19 protein-coding genes are annotated in these 21,500 nt (G+C 71.3%); 8 read left to right on the forward strand and 11 right to left on the reverse strand.

The features are described 5' to 3' along the window. The first annotated feature begins 224 nt into the window (after window positions 1-224). On the forward strand, window positions 225-1,937 hold the full coding sequence (leuA, locus tag ACQP1N_RS11785; RefSeq protein ID WP_433231121.1) for a 2-isopropylmalate synthase: 1,713 nt from the start codon (window positions 225-227) through the stop codon (window positions 1,935-1,937). 62 nt (window positions 1,938-1,999) lie between these two features. Here the strand turns inward: leuA and ACQP1N_RS11790 are convergent, their stop codons facing one another. Both ACQP1N_RS11790 and ACQP1N_RS11795 read right to left on the reverse strand, forming a co-directional pair. Further along, on the reverse strand, window positions 2,000-2,254 hold the full coding sequence (locus tag ACQP1N_RS11790) for a protealysin inhibitor emfourin (RefSeq protein WP_242609032.1): 255 nt from the start codon (window positions 2,252-2,254) through the stop codon (window positions 2,000-2,002). Window positions 2,255-2,258: 4 nt separating this feature from the next. Then, entirely contained in the window at window positions 2,259-3,299 is a 1,041-nt protein-coding gene (locus ACQP1N_RS11795; RefSeq protein WP_433231124.1) for a M4 family metallopeptidase, read from the reverse strand. A gap of 186 nt (window positions 3,300-3,485) precedes the next feature. Between ACQP1N_RS11795 and recO the strand changes: the two genes are divergently transcribed. After that, entirely contained in the window at window positions 3,486-4,250 is a 765-nt protein-coding gene (gene recO, locus ACQP1N_RS11800) for a DNA repair protein RecO (RefSeq protein WP_067792121.1), read from the forward strand. Further along, window positions 4,247-5,044 carry an isoprenyl transferase gene (locus ACQP1N_RS11805; RefSeq protein WP_067791865.1) on the forward strand — a complete coding sequence of 266 codons (798 nt, stop codon included), beginning with the start codon at window positions 4,247-4,249 and terminating at the stop codon, window positions 5,042-5,044. The genes recO and ACQP1N_RS11805 overlap by 4 nt, the downstream gene beginning before the upstream one ends. A gap of 4 nt (window positions 5,045-5,048) precedes the next feature. Here the strand turns inward: ACQP1N_RS11805 and ACQP1N_RS11810 are convergent, their stop codons facing one another. From ACQP1N_RS11810 to ACQP1N_RS11840, 7 genes are all read right to left on the reverse strand, one after another. Then, the gene (locus ACQP1N_RS11810) at window positions 5,049-5,474 is read right to left on the reverse strand and encodes an OsmC family protein (RefSeq protein WP_067791863.1); all 426 of its coding nucleotides are present in this window, start codon (window positions 5,472-5,474) and stop codon (window positions 5,049-5,051) included. A 137-nt stretch (window positions 5,475-5,611) separates the two neighbouring features. After that, on the reverse strand, window positions 5,612-7,225 hold the full coding sequence (locus ACQP1N_RS11815) for a M4 family metallopeptidase (protein ID WP_433231128.1): 1,614 nt from the start codon (window positions 7,223-7,225) through the stop codon (window positions 5,612-5,614). A 179-nt stretch (window positions 7,226-7,404) separates the two neighbouring features. Further along, the gene (locus tag ACQP1N_RS11820) at window positions 7,405-7,791 is read right to left on the reverse strand and encodes a Fur family transcriptional regulator (RefSeq protein ID WP_067791858.1); all 387 of its coding nucleotides are present in this window, start codon (window positions 7,789-7,791) and stop codon (window positions 7,405-7,407) included. Next, the gene (locus tag ACQP1N_RS11825; protein WP_433231131.1) at window positions 7,788-8,678 is read right to left on the reverse strand and encodes a metal ABC transporter permease; all 891 of its coding nucleotides are present in this window, start codon (window positions 8,676-8,678) and stop codon (window positions 7,788-7,790) included. Before ACQP1N_RS11825 ends, ACQP1N_RS11820 begins: the two co-directional genes overlap by 4 nt. After that, window positions 8,675-9,400, reverse strand: a complete 726-nt coding sequence (locus ACQP1N_RS11830) for a metal ABC transporter ATP-binding protein (RefSeq protein ID WP_067791852.1) — start codon at window positions 9,398-9,400, stop codon at window positions 8,675-8,677. The genes ACQP1N_RS11825 and ACQP1N_RS11830 overlap by 4 nt, the downstream gene beginning before the upstream one ends. After that, on the reverse strand, window positions 9,397-10,347 hold the full coding sequence (locus ACQP1N_RS11835; protein WP_433231134.1) for a metal ABC transporter substrate-binding protein: 951 nt from the start codon (window positions 10,345-10,347) through the stop codon (window positions 9,397-9,399). The genes ACQP1N_RS11830 and ACQP1N_RS11835 overlap by 4 nt, the downstream gene beginning before the upstream one ends. Before the next feature lie 32 nt (window positions 10,348-10,379). After that, on the reverse strand, window positions 10,380-10,688 hold the full coding sequence (locus ACQP1N_RS11840) for a DUF6703 family protein (RefSeq protein WP_067791846.1): 309 nt from the start codon (window positions 10,686-10,688) through the stop codon (window positions 10,380-10,382). A 29-nt stretch (window positions 10,689-10,717) separates the two neighbouring features. Between ACQP1N_RS11840 and ACQP1N_RS11845 the strand changes: the two genes are divergently transcribed. Both ACQP1N_RS11845 and ACQP1N_RS11850 read left to right on the forward strand, forming a co-directional pair. After that, the gene (locus ACQP1N_RS11845; RefSeq protein ID WP_067791843.1) at window positions 10,718-11,002 is read left to right on the forward strand and encodes an antibiotic biosynthesis monooxygenase family protein; all 285 of its coding nucleotides are present in this window, start codon (window positions 10,718-10,720) and stop codon (window positions 11,000-11,002) included. 223 nt (window positions 11,003-11,225) lie between these two features. Next, on the forward strand, window positions 11,226-12,614 hold the full coding sequence (locus ACQP1N_RS11850) for a glycine--tRNA ligase (RefSeq protein ID WP_067791840.1): 1,389 nt from the start codon (window positions 11,226-11,228) through the stop codon (window positions 12,612-12,614). A 110-nt stretch (window positions 12,615-12,724) separates the two neighbouring features. On the opposite strand, the gene ACQP1N_RS11855 is transcribed toward ACQP1N_RS11850, so the two are convergent. Beyond that, on the reverse strand, window positions 12,725-13,402 hold the full coding sequence (locus tag ACQP1N_RS11855) for a hypothetical protein (RefSeq protein WP_433231138.1): 678 nt from the start codon (window positions 13,400-13,402) through the stop codon (window positions 12,725-12,727). Window positions 13,403-13,692: 290 nt separating this feature from the next. Here ACQP1N_RS11855 and ACQP1N_RS11860 point away from each other — a divergent pair, with 290 nt between their 5' ends. Beyond that, the gene (locus ACQP1N_RS11860; protein ID WP_433231141.1) at window positions 13,693-14,124 is read left to right on the forward strand and encodes a hypothetical protein; all 432 of its coding nucleotides are present in this window, start codon (window positions 13,693-13,695) and stop codon (window positions 14,122-14,124) included. Window positions 14,125-14,188: 64 nt separating this feature from the next. After that, the gene (locus tag ACQP1N_RS11865; protein WP_067802291.1) at window positions 14,189-16,459 is read left to right on the forward strand and encodes a protein translocase subunit SecDF; all 2,271 of its coding nucleotides are present in this window, start codon (window positions 14,189-14,191) and stop codon (window positions 16,457-16,459) included. Between the two features lie 66 nt (window positions 16,460-16,525). Here ACQP1N_RS11865 and ACQP1N_RS11870 read toward each other — a convergent pair whose 3' ends face one another. Beyond that, window positions 16,526-18,412, reverse strand: coding sequence for a glycoside hydrolase family 15 protein (locus ACQP1N_RS11870; RefSeq protein ID WP_242608906.1), 1,887 nt, complete (start codon window positions 18,410-18,412; stop codon window positions 16,526-16,528). Between the two features lie 336 nt (window positions 18,413-18,748). Here ACQP1N_RS11870 and ppdK point away from each other — a divergent pair, with 336 nt between their 5' ends. Beyond that, window positions 18,749-21,460, forward strand: a complete 2,712-nt coding sequence (ppdK, locus tag ACQP1N_RS11875) for a pyruvate, phosphate dikinase (RefSeq protein WP_433231144.1) — start codon at window positions 18,749-18,751, stop codon at window positions 21,458-21,460. The last annotated feature ends 40 nt before the right edge of the window (window positions 21,461-21,500 follow it).

Genomic DNA, 21,500 nt, shown 5'->3' on the forward strand with positions numbered 1-21,500 from the left:
GGCGCCGCGGGGCGTTCGGTGAGACGGAGGAGAGTCCTGTCGTCTCATCATGCGGACGCCGGTTTCCGTAACCCGGATGGCATCTGTTAACTTGGCGGACGTGTTGCGTGAGCTGCTCCTCCTTAGCGGCCGCAGCGGGGGCCTGTAAGACCAGGTCGGCTCCCTCGCTGCGGGACTTTGACGTGGACGTCGGCCGCGAGGTTCGAGCAGAGAGATCCCAACGGATGTATCCGCAACAGCAGTCTTCCGGTATGCCCTTCCAGCGCTACCGCCCGTTCGCCCCGATCAAGCCGGCGGACCGGACCTGGCCCGACAAGGTGATCACCGAGGCGCCGCGCTGGTGCGCGGTCGACCTGCGGGACGGCAACCAGGCACTGATCGACCCGATGGACGCGCACCGCAAGCTCAAGATGTTCGAGCTGCTGGTACGGATGGGCTACAAGGAGATCGAGGTCGGTTTCCCGGCGGCCAGCCAGACCGACTACGACTTCGTCCGGCAGATCATCGAGGAGGACCGGATCCCCGGCGACGTGGTGATCCAGGTCCTGACGCAGGCCCGTCCCGAGCTGATCGAGCGGACGTTCGAGGCGGTGCGCGGCGCCGAGCAGGCGATCGTCCACCTGTACAACTCGACCAGCACGCTGCAGCGCCGTGTCGTGTTCGGCCAGGACAAGGACGGCATCACCGCGATCGCCGTCGAGGGCGCCAAGCTGTGCGCCAAGCTCGCCGAGGACATGGGCGACACCGAGATCTTCTTCGAGTACTCGCCGGAGTCGTTCACCGGCACCGAGCTGGAGTACGCGGTCGAGGTCTGCAACGCCGTCAACGACGTGTGGAAGCCGACCCCGGACAAGAAGGTCATCGTCAACCTGCCGGCGACCGTCGAGATGGCGACGCCGAACGTGTACGCCGACCAGATCGAGTGGATGAACCGGAACCTGGCCTACCGGGACTCGGTCGTCCTGTCGCTGCACCCGCACAACGACCGCGGGACGGCCGTCGCCGCCGCCGAGCTGGGCTACCTGGCGGGCGCCGACCGCATCGAGGGCTGCCTGTTCGGCAACGGTGAGCGCACCGGCAACGTCTGCCTGGTCACCCTGGGCCTGAACCTGTTCACCCAGGGCGTCGACCCGCAGATCGACTTCTCCGACATCGACGAGATCCGCCGGACCGTCGAGTACTGCAACCAGCTGCCCGTCCACGAGCGGCACCCCTACGGCGGCGACCTGGTCTACACCGCGTTCTCCGGCTCCCACCAGGACGCCATCAACAAGGGCTTCGAGCACCTGAAGCGGGACGCCGAGGCCGCCGGCGTGCCGGTGGAGGACTACCGCTGGGAGGTCCCGTACCTGCCGATCGACCCGCACGACGTCGGCCGGACCTACGAGGCCGTGATCCGGGTCAACAGCCAGTCCGGCAAGGGCGGCGTCGCCTACATCATGAAGACCGAGCACGCGCTGGAGCTGCCGCGTCGGCTGCAGATCGAGTTCTCGCGGGTCGTGCAGGCGCACACCGACAGCGAGGGCGGCGAGGTCACGCCCGAGCGCATGTGGGAGATCTTCCAGGCCGAGTTCCTCACGGGCGGGCCGCGTGCCGGTCTGCTGGCGCACCGCACCACCTCCCGGGTGGATGAGAAGGACGCGCTCAGCTGCGACGTCCGCATCGACGGCGAGATCCGCGAGATCGAGGGCGTCGGCAACGGCCCCGTCTCGGCGTTCGAGGACGCGCTCGCCACGGTCGGTGTCGACGTCCGGGTCCTGGACTACGCCGAACACGCGATGAGCGCGGGCGGCGATGCGCGCGCCGCCGCCTACGTGGAGTGCGACGTGGACGGCACGACGGTGTGGGGCGTCGGCATCGACGGCAACATCGTGACCGCGTCCCTCAAGGCGATCCTGTCCGCGGTGAACCGGGTGGCCCGCACGCGCGGGATGTGACCGTGCCCGGCCCTGGTCTCAGGCGGCCCCATGCACCTGAGACCAGGGCACTGCGATTGGCGTCAGTGGACGCGGCTCAGGACGTGGTGGACCAGCTCACGGAGGGGGCCGTGGAGCTGCGCCTCACCGACGGTGGCCCGGTCGCCGTCGATGTCGATCTCGTACAGGAACTGGTCGGGGATGCGGCCCGGCGGCGGGACGTTCTTCAGGTCCACCCGGCCGACGAGCCTGGTCAGCATGGGGTCGCTGGCACTGTCGGACTGGGCGCGCCGCTCGATCCCGGCGAATCCGCCGCTGCGGACGACTGTCACTTTCACTGCGTTATCCGTTCGCCTTTGGGGGGACACCTACCCCCGTCCAGGCGCGATTCACCGCCTTCGTTTCGACGGAGTCGGCGCCGTACAGCCGGGTCGCGGTCTGGACGGTCGCGGCGGCGAATCCGGCGAAGTCGATGTCGGCGGCCAGGGAGCCGCCGGTGAGCGTGTCGTACCAGACGCGACCGGCCTTCTCCCAGGCGTTGCCGCCGATGCCGGTGGCCGCGAGGTAGAAGGCGTGGTTGGGGATGCCCGAGTTGATGTGGACGCCGCCGTTGTCGCGGTAGGTCTCGACGTAGTGGTCCATGTGGGCGGGCTGCGGGTCCTTGCCGAGCCGCGGGTCGTCGTAGGCGGTGCCGGGTTCCTTCATCGAGCGGAGCGCGACGCCGCCGACGCCGGAGGCGAGAAGGCCCTGCCCGATGAGCCAGTCGGCCCGGTCGGCGGTCTGCCCGAGATGCCACTGCTTGATGAGCGAGCCGAACACGTCCGACATGGACTCGTTGAGGGCGCCCGCCTGCCCGTAGTACTCCAGGTTCGCGGTGTGCTGGGTGACGCCGTGGGTGAGTTCGTGGCCGGTGACGTCGAGCGGCCCGGTGAACGCGGTGAACAGGACGCCGTCGCCGTCCCCGTACACCATCTGCTCGCCGTTCCAGAAGGCGTTGTCGTACCGGTCGCCGTAGTGGACGGTCGAGACCATCCGCAGTCCGGCGCCGTCGATCGAGTTGCGCCGGTACGCGGCCTCGAAGAAGTCGAACGTCGCGCCGAGCCAGTCGTAGGCCCGGTCGGCGGTCTCGTCGCCGCAGGCGGGGGCGCCCTCCGCGCGGACGGTGCGGCCGGGCAGCTCCTCGCGGTTTCCGGCGTCGCGGATCGTCCGGTCGGGGACGAAGTCCTCCGACGGGGCGGGCGCGCCGGCCGCGGTCAGCCTGCGGTCGGCGAAGTGCGCGGAGGTGAGCGCCAGCGTACGGCGGGCGCGGTCGCGGAGGGCCGGGTCATCGGCGTGGCGGGCGATCCGCTCCAGCATGTGCGGGGGCACGATGTGGCATCTCATGCCCTAACGCTGCCAGCTCCGAGTGATTCAAGCCACAACTTTCGGTACGCCGCCGCGGCCGATTCCGGTCTCGGTGCGTGTTCGGATCGTAGCGCAGCGGCACCGGCCGGGGTGACTTGTGGTGATCCGGGGAAGATGTACCGGCACCGCACCGAGGCATCGGGCGGCGTGCGCCAGAATGAACAGGTGACCCTCTACCGCGACGAAGGCATCGTCCTGCGCACCCAGAAGCTGGGCGAGGCCGACCGCATCGTGACGGTGCTGACCCGGCGGACCGGCCGGATCCGCGCCGCGGCCAAGGGGGTTCGCAAGACCAGGTCCCGTTTCGGCGCCCGGCTGGAGCCGTTCACGCACGTCGACCTCCAGTTGTACGAGCGGCGCTCCCTCGACCTCATCACGCAGGCCGAGACGATCCGCCCGTACGGGGAGGCCCTCGTCACCGACTACCCCCGCTACACGGCGGGCACGGCGATGCTGGAGACCGCGGAGAAGCTGACGAGCGAGGAGGGCGAGCCCGCGCTGCGGCAGTTCCTGCTGCTGGTCGGCGGGCTGCGCACCCTGGCCGAGCGCTGCCACGACCCGCGGCTCGTCCTGGACGCCTTCCTGCTGCGTTCGCTGTCGGTCGCCGGCTGGGCCCCCGCGCTGGACGAGTGCTGCCGCTGCGGCACCCGCGGCGGGCTGCGCGGGTTCGCCATCGCGGCGGGCGGCGCGGTCTGCGCGAACTGCCGGCAGCCGGGCGCCGCGACCCCCGCGCCGCCGACGTTCGCGCTGATGCTGGCGCTGCTGCGCGGCGACTGGGAGTACGCCGACGGCAGTGAGCAGCGCCACCGGACGGAGACCAGCGGGCTGGTCGCCGCCTACCTCCAGTGGCATCTGGAGCACGGAATCCGTTCCCTCCGCCACGTGGAACGGGACGAACACACCGACGACATCGACAGGGAGCGAGTTTGAGAAGGGCCGTATCGCCGCCGGAGCCGCACCGCGACGGAGCCGCACCGCCCGCGATCCCCGCGGACCTGGTGCCGCGGCACATCGCCATCGTCATGGACGGCAACGGCCGCTGGGCGAAGGAACGCGGGCTGCCGCGCACCGAAGGGCACAAGCGCGGCGAGGACTCGCTCTTCGACGTGATCATGGGGGCGATCGAACTGGGCGTCCCCTACCTGTCGGCGTACGCGTTCTCCACCGAGAACTGGAAGCGCACGCCTGACGAGGTGCGCTTCCTCATGGGCTTCAACCGGGACGTGATCCGCCGCCGCCGCGACCAGCTCCACTCGATGGGGGTGCGGGTCCGCTGGGCGGGCCGGCGGCCCAGGCTGTGGCGCAGCGTCATCAGGGAGCTGGAGACGGCCGAGGAGATGACGCGCGACAACGACGTCCTCACCCTGCAGTTCTGCGTGAACTACGGCGGCCGGGCGGAGATCGCGGACGCGGCGGCGGCGATCGCCCGCGACGTCCGGGACGGCCGGCTCGACCCCGGCAAGATCACCGAAAAGGTCTTCGCGCGTTACCTGGACGAGCCCGGCATTCCGGACGTCGATCTGTTCCTGCGCTCGTCGGGGGAGCAGCGCACGTCCAACTTCCTGCTGTGGCAGTCGGCGTACGCGGAGATGGTGTTCCTCGACACGCTCTGGCCGGACTTCGACCGGCGGCACCTGTGGCACGCGTGCGAGATCTACGCCTCCCGCGACCGCCGGTACGGCGGCGCGGTCCCCAACAAGGTGGAACCGGCCGCCGCCGGCTGACCGCTCACACGAGAGCGGCGTCCAGGGTGATCGTGGTGCCCGCGAGGGCCTTGCTGACCGGGCAGCCCGCCTTGGCGTCCTGCGCGGCCTTCTCGAAGTCGGCCGCGGACAGGCCGGGCACGCTCGCCCGGACGGTCAGGTGGATGCCGGTGATGCCCTCACCCGGCTGGAAGGTGACCTCGGCCTTGGTGTCCACCTTCTCCGGCGGCGTCCCGGCGCCGGCGAGGGCGTGCGAGAGCGCCATCGAGTAGCAGGTGGAGTGCGCGGCGGCGATGAGCTCCTCCGGGCTCGTCCGCCCGCCCGGCTCCTCGGCCCGCGATGCCCAGGTCACGTCGTAGGTGCCGAGCTTGGAGGAGTCCAGCGAGACGGTTCCCCGGCCCTCCAGGAGCGAGCCTTCCCAGTGTGCGTTTGCGGTGCGTGTCGTAGCCATGTCCCTGATTCTTCACCATCGCCCCGCCCCGAGGATCATCAACGCGCGATCCCCCTGGAAGGTGATTCGCGGGAAGGCCCCGCGTCCGCGCGGCACATCGGGCGCGGACGCGGGGCCGGCTCCCCGGCGAAGGGGACTTAGTTGACGTTCACCGCCGACCAGGCGGCGGCCACGGTGTTGTACTGGGTGCTGCCCGAGCCGTAGAGGTCCCTGGCCGCGTTCAGGGTCGCGGTGCGCGCGCCCTTGTAGTCGGTCGAGGACGTCATGTACGTGGTCAGCGCCCGGTACCAGATCTTCGTGGCGGCGTCCCGGCCGATGCCGGTGATCGTGGAGCCGTTGGACGTGGGGCTGTCGTAGGAGACGCCGTTGATCGTCTTCGCGCCGCTGCCCTCGGACAGCAGGTAGTAGAAGTGGTTGGCGACGCCCGAGGAGTAGTGCACGTCGAGGTTCTTGGTGCCGGTCGACCAGGAGTCGGCGGAGTTGCCGTCCCTGCTGGGCCGGTCCATGAAGCGCAGCGCGGGGCGGCCGAAGCCGGGCAGGACGATCTTCTCGCCGACCAGGTAGTCGCCGACGTCGTTGGAGTTGCCGGCGTAGAACTCGACGGCGGCGGCCATGATGTCCGACGTCGCCTCGTTCAGCCCGCCGGACTCCCCGGAGTAGGTGAGGTTCGCGGTGGAACTGGTGACACCGTGGCTCATCTCGTGCGCCGCCACGTCCAGGGACGTCAGCGGGCCGAGCTGGGTGCCGTCACCGTCGCCGTAGGTCATGCAGAAGCACGAGTCGTCCCAGAACGCGTTGGCGTAGCCGTTGTCGTAGTGGACGCGGTTGAACGAGCCCTTGCCGTCGCCGGCGATGCCGGTGCGGCCGAAGACGTTCTTGTAGAAGTCCCACGTCATGCCGGTGCCGAACTGGGCGTCGACGGCGACGGTCGCGCGGTCGGCCGTGGTGCCGCTGCCCCAGTGGTTGTCGGCGTCGGTGAACACCGTGGCGGGGGCGCGCATGAAGCACCAGATGAGGAAGCAGAGGTCGGCCTGGTTCCCGGCGTCGCCGGTGTAGGTGTTCCCGCGCGTCGGGTCCTTCAGCTGGTACGTGCCGCCCGACTTGGTCGTCTCCAGCGGGACCGTTCCGGTGTAGAGCGACTTGCCGTCGCCCGCCTCGGTGCGGATCGTCTCCTCGCGCAGCAGGACCTTGCCGGTCGCGGCGTCCACGGAGGTGAAGATGCGGCTCGGCGTCCCGTCCGCCTGCTTGCCGATGGTCTGGACGCGCCAGGCGAGGCGGGGCCGGTGGTCGGCCGTGCGGGCCTCGACCACGAGCGCGGGGGAGCCGTCGGCCTTGCGGTGCCTGGTGACGGCGCGCTTCTCGGCCGTCCTGGCGGAGACCTCCGGGCGGGAGCCGGCCGGCGCCTTGGCGAGGGTGCCGCTGCTGCCGCGCCACGCGCCGGACGCCGACTGGTGGACGACGATGTCCCCGCCCAGCACCGGCAGGCCGGCGTAGGTGCGGGTCATCCGGGTGTGCGAGGTGCCGTCCCGGTCCATGGCGACCCGGACGACCTGGAACGCCTGCCCGTCCCCGGTGCGTACCTGCGCGGCGTGCGTGCCGAGCGCGTGGAGCGCGCGCTCCGCCGCCTTCTGCGGGGTGGGTGGGGACGGCGCCTGCCGTGCGGACGCGGGCAGCGCGGTGCCGGCCGCCGCGAGCAGGGTCGCCGAGGTCAGGAGCACGATCCTTCGGCTGGTGAACGCCCGTCTTGTCATGAACGCCCTCTCGTGCGGGCGCCACGCACCCCCCGGGGGCCCGCCGCGGGCCTGCGGTGGCGATGGGACATTTATGACATAGGCGTACTCACAAGTAGATGTAGCAATCTGCCAAGGATTGCCTACAGTGCGTGTGAAGTGCGCGCCTTGCTACCGCTTGGTAAACATCGAGCGCGAGGTCAGCGCTGTTTCGCGGCGCACCCGGCGCAGGTGCCGAACACCTCGACGGTGTGGGTGATGCCGGTGAACCCGTGCTCGGCGGCGATCGCGTCCGCCCAGCGCTCCACGGCCGGGCCCTCGACCTCGACCGTCCGGCCGCAGTCGCGGCAGACCAGATGATGGTGGTGCTGCTCGGTGCTGCAGGCCCGGTAGACGGCCTCGCCCTCGTCGGTGCGCAGGACGTCGACCTCACCGGCGTCGCTGAGCGCCTGCAGCGCCCGGTACACCGTGGTGAGGCCGATCTTGGAGCCGCCGGCCCGCAGATCGGCGTAGATGTCCTGCGCGCTGCGGAAGCCCTCGCAGCCGGCCAGCACCTGCCGTACCGCGTCCCGGCGGGCCGTCGTCATCCAAGCACCTCCGCCTCGGCATCAACGCGCGCCTCCACGCCGGGCCCGGCCGCGACCCCGTCGAGCGCGGCGCGGGCGCGCCTGCGGCGCACCACCGAGCCCCCGGTGACCGCGGCCACGAACGCGGCGAGCGCGAGCAGCACGATCGAGGGGCCCGGAGGCAGATCGTACTCGAAGGACCCGGCGAGGCCCGAAACGGCCGACAGCACGCCGATCCCCATCGCGGTCAGCATCGTCCCCCAAAAGCCCCGGGTGAGCTGCTGCGCCGCCGCCACCGGGACCACCATCAGCGCGCTGACCAGCAGCAGCCCGATCGCGCGCATGGAGATCACGACCGTGACGGCCGCGGTCGCGGCGATCAGCACGCTGAGGAACCGGACGGGCAGGCCCGCCGCCCGCGCGACCTCCTCGTCCAGGCAGAGGAGGAACAGCTCGCGGCCGAACAGCGCGATGATCGCCAGGACGGTGGCGGCGAGCCCCGCGACCACGTACAGATCGGACACCGTCACGCTGCTGATCGAGCCGAACAGGTAGGACTGGAGGGTCGCCGAGCCGCCGCCGTTGGCGTTGGTCAGGATCACGCCGCCCGCGAGCCCGCCGTAGAACAGCAGGGCGAGCGCGACGTCCCCGCCGCTGCGGCTGCGGGCCCGCAGGACCTCGATCGCCACCGCGCCGAGCACCGACACCACCAGCGCGCCGAGCACGGGGGAGGTGCCGGTGAGCAGCCCCAGCCCGATGCCGGTCAGCGCGATGTGCCCGATGCCGTCGCCCAGCAGCGACAGCCTGCGCTGGACGATGAACGTGCCGACGGCCGGGGCGGTCAGCCCGATCAGCACCGCCATCACCAGGGCGACGCGCATGAAGTCGTACTGCAGCATCTCGCTCATGCCGGCCTTTCGAGGGTGTCCAGTGCGGTCTCGCGGACGATCCGGCCGTGGTCCAGCTCGATCGTGCGGGTGATGAGCGGTTCCATCGGGCCCAGCCCGTGCGCGACGAGCACCACCGTGCGCCCGGCCGTGGTCAGCTCGTGGAGGGTGGAGGCGAGGGCCGCCTGGCTGCGCGCGTCCACGCCCGCGGTCGGCTCGTCCAGCACGAACACGTCCGGCTCGCCGGCGAGGGCGCGGGCGATCAGCATCCGCTGCTGCTGGCCGCCCGACAGCAGATGCGCCGAGTCGCGGGCCCGGTCGGTGAGCCCGACCGTCCGCAGCGCGCGCTCGACGGCGGCGCGGTCGGCCGCCCGGTCGGTGAACGGCGCGGGACGCCGGCGGGACCGCCGGGCCACCCGGCCGGACGCCACGACCTCCCGGACGGTCGCCGGCACGCCGCCGCCCGCCGGCAGCCGCTGCGGGACGTACCCGATCCGGTTCCAGTCCCGGAACCGGGCGGGCGGCACACCGTAGATCTCGGTCCGGCCGCCGGCCAGCGGGACGAGCCCGAGCAGCGCCTTGACCAGCGTGGACTTGCCCGCGCCGTTCGGGCCGAGGACCGCGAGCACGTCGCCGGCCCCGACCCGCAGGTCGATGCCCGCGAGGACCTCGCGGCCGTCCCGCCGGACGAGCCCGCCCGTCATGGCGAACGGCGGGGCCGGGTCCTTGGCCGGTGGGTTCATGAGCACTCCAGGGCGGGACGCAGGGTCCGCAGGTTCCGTTGCATGATCGTCATGTAGTCGTCGGACGAGCCCGCCTCGACGCCCTCGACCGGGTCCAGCACGGCCGTCCGCACGCCCGCCTCGCGGGCCAGCGCCTCGGCGACCTTCGGGCTGGTCAGCGTCTCGGTGAAGACCGTCGTCGCGCCGGTGGCGGACACCAGCCGGGTCAGCTCGGCGAGCCGCTTCGGGGAGGGCCCGCCGGACGGGTCGACCCCGGCGACCGGGATCTGCCGCAGCCCGTAGCGGTCCGCGAGGTAGCCGAACGCGGCGTGCGCGGTGACGATGTCCCTGCGCGCGCAGGTCTTCAGGCCGTCGTGGAACGCGTGGTCGAGCCCGGTCAGCTCGGCGGCGGTGGCCGCGGCGCGCCGCCGGTGGCCGGCCGCGTGGCCGGGGTCGGCGGCGGCCAGCCGCTCGCCGAGCGCGGTCGCGACGGCCGCCATGCGGCTCGGGTCGAGCCACAGGTGCGGGTCGTAGGACGCCTCCCGGTGGTGGACGCCGTCGTGCGCCTCTTCGTCGTCGGTCTCGCCCGGCGGCGGCAGCGTCCGCACCAGGGCGGCGGCGTCCAGCGACCTGCCCTTCGCGTGCTCGCGGACGGCCTCGTCCACGGCCGGCTGGACGCCCCCGACGTAGACGGCGAGACCGGCGTCCTCGATGTTCGCGACCTGCCGGGCGGTCAGCTCCAGGTCGTGCGGCTCGGTGCCGGGCCTGGTGAGCGTCCGCACGAGGACGTCGTCCCCGCCGACCTTCTCCGCGAGCCACGCCATCGGGTAGAACGACGCGACCACGGCGGTCTTGCCGGCCGGGACATCGGCGTCCGCGTCGGCGCAGGCAGTCAGCCCCGCGGCGAGCCCGGCCAGGGCGAGGGCGGCGCCCGGCAGGAGGCGCAGGGGGTGACGGAGGCGGAGCATGCACCGATTATGGACGAAGATGAAAATGATTGTCAAAACCGTCCGATGCCGCGTCCCAGGGCGAAGCCCACCAGGACCGCCAGCGCGGCGATCCGCAGGACCCTTCCCGAGCCGTCCAGCGCGGGCCAGTTGAGATAGGCGAACCAGCCCAGCGCGGCGGCGAGGACCAGCAGCCCGGCCGCGGCGACCCATCCCGTCCCGGCCATGCCGATCACCAGCAGCACGAACACCGCGGCGAGCAGCACCCACCGCGGCAACCGGTGCAGGAACACCACCGGCGCCGCGCTCCGCCGCTCGACGGCCGCCCGCAGGCCGGCCCCGCGCTCACCCTTCGTCTCCACGTTCCCCAACGTACTGCCAGGATGGAGGGATGATCGCGATAACCCGGTACCGGGTGCCGGGCGAGGACGCCGACGGTTTCGCCGAGCGGATGACCGCGGTGCTGACGGTGCTGTCGGCGAGCCCCGGCTTCCGCTCCGGCCGCCTCGCCCGCACCGTCGACGACCCCGGCCTGTGGGCCCTCGTCACCGAATGGGACGGCGCGGGGCACTACCGCCGCGCCCTCGGCGCGTACGAGGTGCGGGTCCAGTTCATCCCCCTCGCCGCCATGGCGGTGGACGAGCCGGGCGCCTACGAGGTCGTCAGCTCCGCCTGACCCGGGAGCGCCTGGGGCGACGTCCCCGGCATCGTGGCCGGACGCGCGTTTTATCAGTCCTGGTCGGCCGCCCGGGTGCCCTAAGCTGGGGAATGCTCTCCGGCGCCGGCGATGACCGCGCCGGGGCGACCACCGGGGATCACACTCGCCACCGCCCGCCGTTCCGCGGGACCGGGGCGCACACACTGTCCCGCCGACCGCCAGCCGGATGGAGAAAACTCTCATGGCACGCCGTTCCGATGTGCTGGAAACGATCGTCAACCTCGCCAAGCGGCGGGGCCTGGTCTACCCGTCGAGCGAGATCTACGGCGGGCTCCGCGCCTCCTGGGACTACGGGCCGCTCGGCGTCGAACTGAAGAACAACGTCAAACGCCAGTGGTGGAAGTCCATGGTGCAGGGCCGCGACGACATCGTCGGCCTCGACTCGTGCGTCATCCTGGCGCGCGAGGTCTGGGAGGCCAGCGGCCACGTCCAGGCGTTCGTCGACCCGCTCACCGAATGCCAGTCCTGCCACAAGCGCTTCCGGGCCGACCACCTGGAGGAGGCCTACGAGGAGAAGCACGGCCGCCCGCCCGCGAACGGCCTCGCCGACATCGGCTGCCCGAACTGCGGCGTCAAGGGCTCCTTCACCGAGCCGAAGATGTTCAACGGCCTGCTCAAGACCTACCTCGGCGCCGTCGAGGACGAGTCCGGCCTCGCCTACCTGCGCCCCGAGACCGCGCAGGGCATCTTCATCAACTACCTGAACGTCCAGCAGTCCGCGCGCCGCAAGGTGCCGTTCGGCATCGGGCAGATCGGCAAGTCGTTCCGCAACGAGATCACGCCCGGCAACTTCATCTTCCGGACCCGCGAGTTCGAGCAGATGGAGATGGAGTTCTTCGTCAAGCCCGGCACCGACGAGGAATGGCACCAGTACTGGATCGACGAGCGCATGCAGTGGTATGTCGACCTCGGCATCCGCAAGGAGAACCTGCGGCTGTACGAGCACCCGCAGGAGAAGCTGTCGCACTACTCCAAGCGCACCGTGGACGTCGAGTACCGGTTCGACTTCGTCGGCGGCGAGTGGGGCGAGCTCGAAGGCATCGCCAACCGCACCGACTACGACCTGACGACGCACTCCAAGGCGTCCGGCGCCGACCTGTCGTTCTTCGACCAGGAGGCGGGTGACAGGTTCGTCCCGTACGTGATCGAGCCCGCGGCCGGCGTCGACCGCTGCACGCTCACGTTCATGATGGACGCCTATGCCGAGGACGAGGCGCCCAACGCCAAGGGCAAGATGGAGAAGCGCACCGTCATGCGGCTCGACCGCCGGCTCGCCCCGATCAAGGTCGCGGTGCTGCCGCTGTCGCGCAACGCCGACCTGTCCCCGAAGGCACGCGACCTGGCCGCGCGGCTCCGCAAGAACTGGAACGTCGAGTTCGACGACGCCGGCGCCATCGGCCGCCGCTACCGCCGCCAGGACGAGATCGGCACGCCGTTCTGTGTCACCGTCGACTTCGACACGCTGGAGGACGACGCGGTGACCGTCCGGGAACGCGACTCGATGAGCCAGGAGCGCATCGCGATCAGCCAGGTCGAGGCGTTCCTCGCCGCGCAGCTGGTCGGCTGCTGACCGGAGACCGCTGCGGGCCGCCCCCCGTCTTGGGGGGCGGCCCGTTCTCTCGTGGAAGCGCGTCCTGGGAGCGTTTCCTTGCTGGGAGCGATGGTGCGGGGAGCGTCCGATCAGCTCGTGACGTACAGGGTCTGGTCGAAGGTGCCGGATCCGGCGGTGGTCTCGCCGCGCAGCGCGTAGGTGGCGGTGACGGTGGCGGTGCCCGGGCACAGGAAGCTGCCGCCGGTCTTGGTGACCTTGGCGTTCTGGACGCTCACCTGCGCGTCGGTGTTGCTCTTGTCCGGACGTGAGGCGTTGTCGCCGTTGAAGCCGTCGGCGGTCAGGTTGCCGCCGAAGTCGCAGGTGATGCCGCCGAACATGTCCACAACGGCCCGGACGCTGAAGTTCGCGATCGTCACCGTGGCGTCGCGCCCGTTCGTGTGGCCGGCGTCGTAGGTGACGTTGCCGCCCGTCCAGGGCAGGTTCCGCGCGGTGATCGTCGAGGTGCTGCTGCCTGAGCAGGGGCCGCCGCCGTTGCTGCTGAAGGTGGCGCTGGTGACGGTGAGGCTGCTTCCGTCGGAGTTGATGGAGCCGGTCATCGTCGACTCGTTGCAGGATCCGCTGCCGATCGACGTCGAGACCGTGGCGGTGCCGAGCAGCGAGGCCTGGACGTTGCCGGCGTAGGCGCCGGCCGTGGCCGAGCCCTTGCGGATGGTCGTGCCCGTGGCGGCCGTCGCGGGCGTGATGCCCGCGGCGAGGAGGGCCAGCGCGGCGGTTCCGACGAGCATGGTCTGTCTTGTACGTGCCACCGGATGCTCCTTTGTCCGGTTCGGGGTGGGCATACGCGAAAGTAATTCACGTTGAATCTCCGGGCAATGGATGCGGGCCGATCGCGGCTTGGCCGCATTGGGACACCAGACGGTGTCTGCTGGTGAGGCGCACGGGACGGGACGGGTGACGGCAATGTCACGCGAAGTCACCTTGACGGGAATCGGCTTGCGTGTTCAGCCGACGGAGAACGAAGACGTCTCCGGCCCGGAGAACCTGGGCTAGGTTGGCTGGGACGGCCGGACGGGCCGCACGGCGACAGGGAGGCGGAATGCGCGACATGCGACGCGCCGCCCTGCCCTTGACGCGCGTTCCCGCCGCCAGGGCGCTCGTCGTTCTGCTGGGCCTGCTCGGCTTCGTCGTCGGGCCGGTCGGCGCCGCGAACCACGGCGGGACGTCCGCCACCGGGGCGATCTCCGGTGTCCGGACGGTACCGGCGCAGAAGGCCCCCACCCGCACCCGGACGTCCACCAAGCCGCGGGTGGCCCGGCACGGCCAGGCCGTCATCGCGGCCGTCGCACGGCACGCCGCCGGGGCCGCGCCGGCCGCGCAGCCGGGGCACGCCGCGCTCCCGGCCGCCGGCACCGACGTCCCGCCGCCGGCGGGGCGCCCGAGCCCGCCCGCCGCCGCGCCCGCCGCGCCCGACCTCGCGCCGCGCGCCGTCCCGCGCGGGCGCGCCCCGCCCTCCACCGGACGAGTCTGAGTCACCCGTCCGCGGTGCCGCATGCTGAGGTGCGGCGCCGAAGCCCCCGTGTGGAGGTTCCCTCTTGACTCGCGCCACCCTGGTGCGGGCGGTACTGGCGTTCGCCGTGCTCGCCACATCGTTCTACTTCGCCTGGTCCAAACCCGCCCGCCTCGGCCTCGACCTCCGCGGCGGCACCCAGATCGTCCTCGAAACCCAGGACTCACCGACCGTCAAGGCGGACCGCGAGTCCACCGACCGCGCCCGGGAGGTCCTGCACCGGCGCATCGACGCGCTCGGCGTCGCCGAGTCGTCGATCACCCGGTCCGGCGACCGGCGGCTGATCGTCGAGCTGCCCGACGTCCAGGACCCGACCCGCGCGGCCGCGGCCATCGGCAAGACCGCGCAGCTCACCGCGCACCCCGTGCTGCCCAACGACGGCAAGGCCGACAAGGGGCAGCAGCTGATCGCCGACGAGAGCGGGCAGCAGATCATCATCGGCCCGGCCGCGCTCACCGGTGCCGGCATCGGCTCGGCGGGCGCCACCTACGACTCGCAGAACCTCGGCGGGTGGGCCGTCAACGTCGACTTCAAGGGCAGCGGCGGCAAGGCGTGGGAGCAGCTGACCGCCAAGGCCGCGTGCGCGGTCGGTGACGAGCGGCGCGCGGCGATCGTCCTGGACGGCAAGGTCATCTCGTCCCCGCAGGTCACCGAGAGCGTGCCGTGCGGGGTCGGCATCACCGGCGGCTCCACCCAGATCACCGGCGATTTCACCGCCGAGGAGGCCAAGGACCTCGCGGCGCTCATCCAGGGCGGCTCGCTGCCCGTCCCCGTGAAGACCATCGAGCAGCGGGTGGTCGGCCCGACGCTCGGCGACGAGGCGATCGACGCCAGCGCCCGCGCCGCCGTCATCGGCATCATCCTCACCGGCCTGTTCATCGTGGCCGTCTACCGGCTCGTCGGCCTCCTCGCCACGGTCGCCCTCGCCGGCTACGCGCTGATCTCCTACGGTGCGCTCGTCGCGGTCGGTGCCACGCTGACGCTGCCGGGACTCGCCGGATTCGTCCTCGCGATCGGCATGGCGATCGACGCGAACGTGCTGGCGTTCGAACGCGCCAGGGAGGAACGGGCGGCGGCACCGGGCCGCAGCGCGCGGGCGGCGCTGGCGACCGGGTTCACCAAGGCGTGGTCGGCGATCGCGGACTCGGCCGTCACCACGCTGCTGGCCGGTGGCCTGCTGTTCTTCCTCGCCTCCGGGCCGGTCAAGGGGTTCGGTGTCACGCTGACCATCGGTGTGCTCGGCTCCCTGGTCTCGGCGATGCTGCTGAGCCGCGTCCTCACCGACGCCGCCGCCGCGCGGATGCCGAAGATCACCAGGGGCCGGGCCGGCGGGCTCAGCGGCGCCGGGCGGATCCGGCGCTGGCTGGAGACCAGCGGCCCCGACATCATGAAGCGCAGCCGGATGTGGATCGGGATCTCCGCGCTCGCGGTCGTCGTGGCCGTGACCGGGATCTTCGTCCGCGGGCTGAACTTCGGTGTGGAGTTCACCGGCGGGCGCCTCGTCGAGTACTCCACCAGCCGGCACATCGAGATCGACAAGGCCCGCGCGGCCGTCGCCGACGCCGGGTTCCCGCGCGCCGTCGTCCAGACGTCCGGGAAGGACGACATCTCCGTCCGCACGACCGACCTGACCAACGAGGAGGAGAAGCGGATCCAGGACGCCCTGGCGAAGGAGGGCGGCGGCGCCGCCAAGCAGCGCGACGAGCTGATCGGGCCGAGCCTCGGCGACGAACTGCGGAAGAAGGCGCTGATCGCGCTCGGCGTCGCCCTGCTGGTGCAGCTGGCCTACCTGACGATCCGGTTCCGCTGGACGTTCGCGGCCGGCTCGGTGATCGCCATGTTCCACGACATCACGATCGTGACCGGCGTTTTCGCCTGGCTCGGCAAACCGATCGACGGCGTCTACCTCGCCGCGCTGCTCACCATCATCGGGTACTCGGTGAACGACTCCGTCGTCGTGTTCGACCGCGTCCGGGAGATGTGGACGGCGAACCCCAAGGGCCGCTTCGCCGACATCGCGAACCGGGGCACGCTGCAGACCGTCCCGCGGACGATCAACACCGGTATGGGCGCGCTGTTCATCCTGGCGGCACTGGCGTTCCTCGGCGGCGACTCGCTGACCGACTTCGCCATCGCCCTGCTGATCGGCATCGTCGTCGGGACATACTCCAGCGTGTTCACCGCGACACCGCTGGCGGTCGTCCTGGAGCGCTACGCGAAGACCCCGCCGCCGCAGGGCAAGAGCAAGCCCAAGCCCGTCCACCGCACCGCCGACAGCTCCGGCGCCGTCCTCTGACACCCGTGGCCGCCGGTGCCCTCCCGGCACCGGCGGCCACGGCATCGGCGGCCACGGGAACGTCGGCTATGCGAGGGGTGGCTGGGGCTCGTTGTTCTCCGCGCTGATCACCTGCATCACCGCGTTGATCAGGGCCAGGTGGGTGAACGCCTGCGGGAAGTTGCCGAGGTGCCGGCCGGTGTGCGGGTCGATCTCCTCGGCGTACAGCTGCAGCGGGCTCGCGTACGACAGCAGCTTCTCGCACAGTGCCCGTCCCCGGTCCAGTTCACCGATCATCACCAGTGCGCTGACCAGCCAGAACGAGCAGATCGTGAAGGTGCCCTCCTCCGAGTCGAACCCGTCGTCGGTCTCCGCCGCCCGGTAGCGCAGGACGAGGTCGTCCTCCGACAGCTCGTCGGCGATGGCGAGGACGGTCTCGCGCACCCGCTTGTCGTCGGCGGGCAGGAAGCCGAGCAGCGGGATCAGCAGCGCCGAGGCGTCCAGCGCCGTCGCGCCGTAGTGGGCGGTGAAGACGCCGCGCTCGTCCAGCGCGTTCGCCAGCACGTCCGCGTGGATCTCGTCGGCGGCGGCCTGCCAGCGGCGCGCCCGGTCCTGGTCGCCGCGGATCCGGGCGAGCCGGGCGCCGCGCTCCGCCGCCACCCAGCAGAAGAGCTTGGAGGAGGTGAAGTGCTGCGGCTCGCCGCGCACCTCCCACATGCCGCAGTCGGGGGTGCGCCAGGTGGCGAGCGCGTCCTCCACCTGCTTGATGATGATCTTCCAGAGCCGGTCGTCGAGCCGGTCCCGTTTGCGCACGAACAGGTAGATGGAGCCGATGATCGCGCCCCACACGTCGTGCTGCGCCTGCATGTACGCCTCGTTGCCGATCCGCACGGGGCGGGCGTTGTCGTAGCCGGTGAGATGCTCCAGCGTGGACTCGGGCAGTTCCTCCCGCCCGTCCAGCCCGTACATGATCTGCAGCTTGCCCTCGGCCGCCTCGGCGACGTCGGTGATGAAGTAGAAGAAGTCGTTGGCCTCCCAGTCGTAGCCGAGCGTGTAGAACGCCCACAGCGCCATCGTGGAGTCGCGGATCCAGGTGTAGCGGTAGTCCCAGTTCCGGTCGCCGCCCGGCGCCTCCGGCAGCGACGTCGTCGCGGCGGCCGCGACCGCGCCGGACGGCGCGAACGTCAGGCCCTTCAGCGTGAGCGCGCTGCGCTGCAGGTGGCTGCGCCACGGATGGTCGGGGAAGCGGCCGCGGTCCAGCCAGTGCTGCCAGTGGTGGACGGTCCAGACGAGCCGCTCCTGCGCGTCCTCGTAGGACGAGGGCGCCGCGTGCTCGCTCCACGACAGCGCCACGAACCGCGACTCGCCCTGCTTCAGCAGCGTCCGGGACGTGGCGAGCGACCCCTCGAACCCGACGTTCATGTCGGTGCTGAGCCGCAGCCCGATGCCGTTGCCGCGCGCGATGGCCTCGTGGTAGCCGGCGCCGGTGTGCTCCCAGCGCGCGGGCGTCTGGCCGTAGTCGAACACCGGCATGCAGTCGAGCCGGACCTGGACCTGACCGTTCACGCACCGCACCATCCGCAGCAGGACGTGATCGGCGTCGTAGTCGGTCGGGGCCCTGCGGTGCGTGTGGGACCGCTCCGTCTCGTGGTGCCACGGCCCTATGAGCAGCGCGTCCGTCACCACCAGCCAGCCGCCGTGCACCCACCAGGTGGTCTCCATCACCATGGTGCCAGGGATGTAGCGCTGCGCGGCGGGCACCTCCACCCCCGCGGGGCCGACCCGGAAGTAGCCCGCGTCACGGTCCAGGATCGACCCGAACACGCTCGGCGAATCCATTCGCGGCAGGCACATCCACTCGATGTTGCCGCTCGGTGCGACCAGCGCGGTCGTCTCGCAGTCGGACAGGAACCCGAAATCGGCTATAGGGGCGAACGGATCTCCCGCCCGGCCGCCGGCGACCTTCGGCCTCACAACAACCTCACCTCCTTGATCCATCATTCCTTCCCCACCGCGGTGAGTACGTCCGCAGTGGGTACGTCATAGAGACGAGAACCGTTCCCCCCGACGGGCTCACGGGTCTCGGTGTGGCGTTGGTCTCCCCAGTGGAATAGACCATTATCTGGGGTCTGAGCTGGGAGAACTCCCTCCGGCGCACCGGGCGCCGAGCAAGCGCGGAGTTCGCGGGTACAGTCCCCGCAAACAGGACAGCGGACCCGCCGCCGCCTGGGGGAACGCGACGCTGCGCCCTCCCGAGCGGGCGGGCCCGGAACTGTCACTGGGTGGAACCGGAGCGAGAAGGAGCTCCCCGTGCCGAAGTTCGTGTACGACTTCACTGAGGGAAACAAGGACCTCAAAGATCTGCTGGGCGGCAAGGGCGCCAACCTGGCCGAGATGACCAACCTCGGACTGCCCGTGCCCCCCGGGTTCACGATCACCACGGAGGCCTGCCGCCACTACCTCGAGCACGGGAAGCTGCCCGAGGGACTGGCGGACGAGGTAGGCGCCCATCTCGCCGATCTTGAGTCCGCGATGGGCAAGAAGCTCGGCCAGAGCGACGACCCGCTGCTGGTCAGCGTACGGTCCGGGGCCAAGTTCAGCATGCCCGGGATGATGGAGACCGTCCTCAACGTGGGCCTGAACGACGAGTCCGTGCACGGGCTCGCGACACAGGCGGGGGACGAGCGGTTCGCGTGGGACTCCTACCGGCGGCTGATCCAGATGTTCGGCAGGACCGTGCTGGACATCGACGGCGACCTGTTCGAGGACGCCATCGAGGACGTCAAGCGCGACCGCGGCAGCGACCACGACGGCGACCTGACCGCCGAGGACTTCAAGGACCTCGTCGGCCGGTTCAAGGCCATCGTGCGCGAACAGGCGGGGCGGGACTTCCCGACCGATCCGCGCGAGCAGATGGATCTCGCCGTCAAGGCCGTGTTCGACTCCTGGAACGCGCCCCGCGCGATCCTCTACCGGCGGCAGGAGCGCATCCCCGTCGATCTTGGAACCGCGGTCAACATCTGCTCGATGGTCTTCGGCAACATGGGTCTCGACTCCGGCACGGGCGTCGCCTTCACCCGCGACCCCGCGTCCGGGCAGCAGGGCGTCTACGGCGACTACCTGCAGAACGCGCAGGGTGAGGACGTCGTCGCCGGCATCCGCAACACCGTCCCGCTGACGGAGCTGGAGCGCATCGACAAGGCCTCCTACGACCGGCTTCTCGCAATCATGGAGACGCTGGAGAACCACTACCGCGACATGTGCGACATCGAGTTCACGATCGAGCGCGGGAAGCTGTGGATGCTGCAGACCCGGGTCGGCAAGCGGACCGCGGCGGCGGCGTTCCGCATCGCCTGCCAGCTGCTCGACCAGGGGCTCATCGACATCGACGAGGCCGCCCGCCGCGTCACCGGCGACCAGCTCGCGCAGCTCATGTTCCCCCGGTTCGCCAGCAGGGTGGACGGCGTCCAGAAGCTCACCACGGGCATGAACGCCTCGCCGGGCGCGGCCGTCGGCAAGGCCGTGTTCAGCTCCGGCCGGGCGGTGGAGCTCGCCGATCGGGGGGAGGAGGTGATCCTCGTCCGCCGCGAGACCAACCCCGACGACCTCGCCGGGATGGTCGCGGCGAAAGGCGTGCTGACGTCCCGGGGAGGCAAGACCTCCCACGCCGCCGTCGTCGCGCGCGGCATGGGCAAGACCTGCGTCTGCGGCGCCGAGGAGCTGGACGTCGACGTCAAGAGCGGGTTTTTCACCGCCCCCGGCGGCGTGACGGTGACCGAGGGCGACCTCATCTCCATCGACGGGTCGTCCGGCGACGTCTTCCTCGGCGAGGTCCCCGTCGAGGACTCGCCCGTCGTCCGGTACTTCGAGGGGGAGCTCTCCCCGGATGCCGCCGACGACCTCGTCAAGGCCGTCGACCGCCTCATGAGGCACGCCGACACGCGCGCCATGCTGAAGGTCCGCGCGAACGCCGACAACCCCGAGGACTCCGCGCGCGCCCGCCGCTTCGGCGCCGCCGGCATCGGGCTGTGCCGCACCGAGCACATGTTCCTCGGCGACCGGCGGCAGCTCGTGGAGAAGCTCATCCTCGCCGAGGACGGCGCCGAACGGCAGGCCGCGCTGGACGCCCTGGAGCCGCTGCAGAAGAGCGACTTCGAGGGCATCTTCGCGGCCATGGACGGACTGCCCGTCACGATCCGGCTCATCGACCCGCCGCTGCACGAATTCCTCCCCGACATCACCGAGCTGTCGGTCAGGGTCGCGCTCGCGGGCGGCGACGCGGACGCCAAGGACCGGAGACTGCTCGAAGCAGTCAACCGACTGCACGAGCAGAACCCTATGCTCGGACTGCGCGGCGTGCGGCTCGGTTTGGTGATTCCGGGCCTGTTCGCCATGCAGGTGCGCGCGATCGCCGAGGCCGCGGCGGCGCGCAGGAAGGCGGGCGGCGACCCGCGTCCGGAGATCATGATCCCGCTCGTCGGCGCCGTGCAGGAGCTGGAGGCCGTCCGCGACGAGGCCCGCGGCATCCTGGAGGGGGTCAGGCAGGCCACCGGGGTCGACGTCCCGGCGCTGATCGGCACCATGATCGAGCTGCCGCGGGCGGCGCTGACCGCCGGGCAGATCGCCGAGGCCGCCGAGTTCTTCTCCTTCGGCACCAACGACCTCACCCAGACGACGTGGGGCTTCTCCCGCGACGACGTCGAGGCGGCGTTCTTCTCCCGCTACCTGGAGCTCGGCATCTTCGGGGTTTCGCCGTTCGAGACGCTGGACCGGGAGGGCGTCGGGCGGCTCGTCCGCATCGCCGCCGAGGAGGGCCGCAAGGCGCGTCCGGACCTGCACCTCGGCATCTGCGGTGAGCACGGCGGCGACCCGGACTCGGTGCACTTCTGCCACGAGGTCGGCCTCGACTACGTGTCCTGCTCGCCGTTCCGCATCCCCGTCGCCCGGCTGGAGGCCGGTCGCGCGGCGATCGAGGCGGCGGACGCGGCGTCCGGCATGTCCGGCGGCAGCGACAGCCGCTGACGCCGCCGGCCGGCGGCCGGTTCCCGCACGCGGGCGACCG

The organism is Actinomadura formosensis, from assembly GCF_050948385.1.
Lineage (GTDB): Bacteria > Actinomycetota > Actinomycetes > Streptosporangiales > Streptosporangiaceae > Spirillospora > Spirillospora formosensis.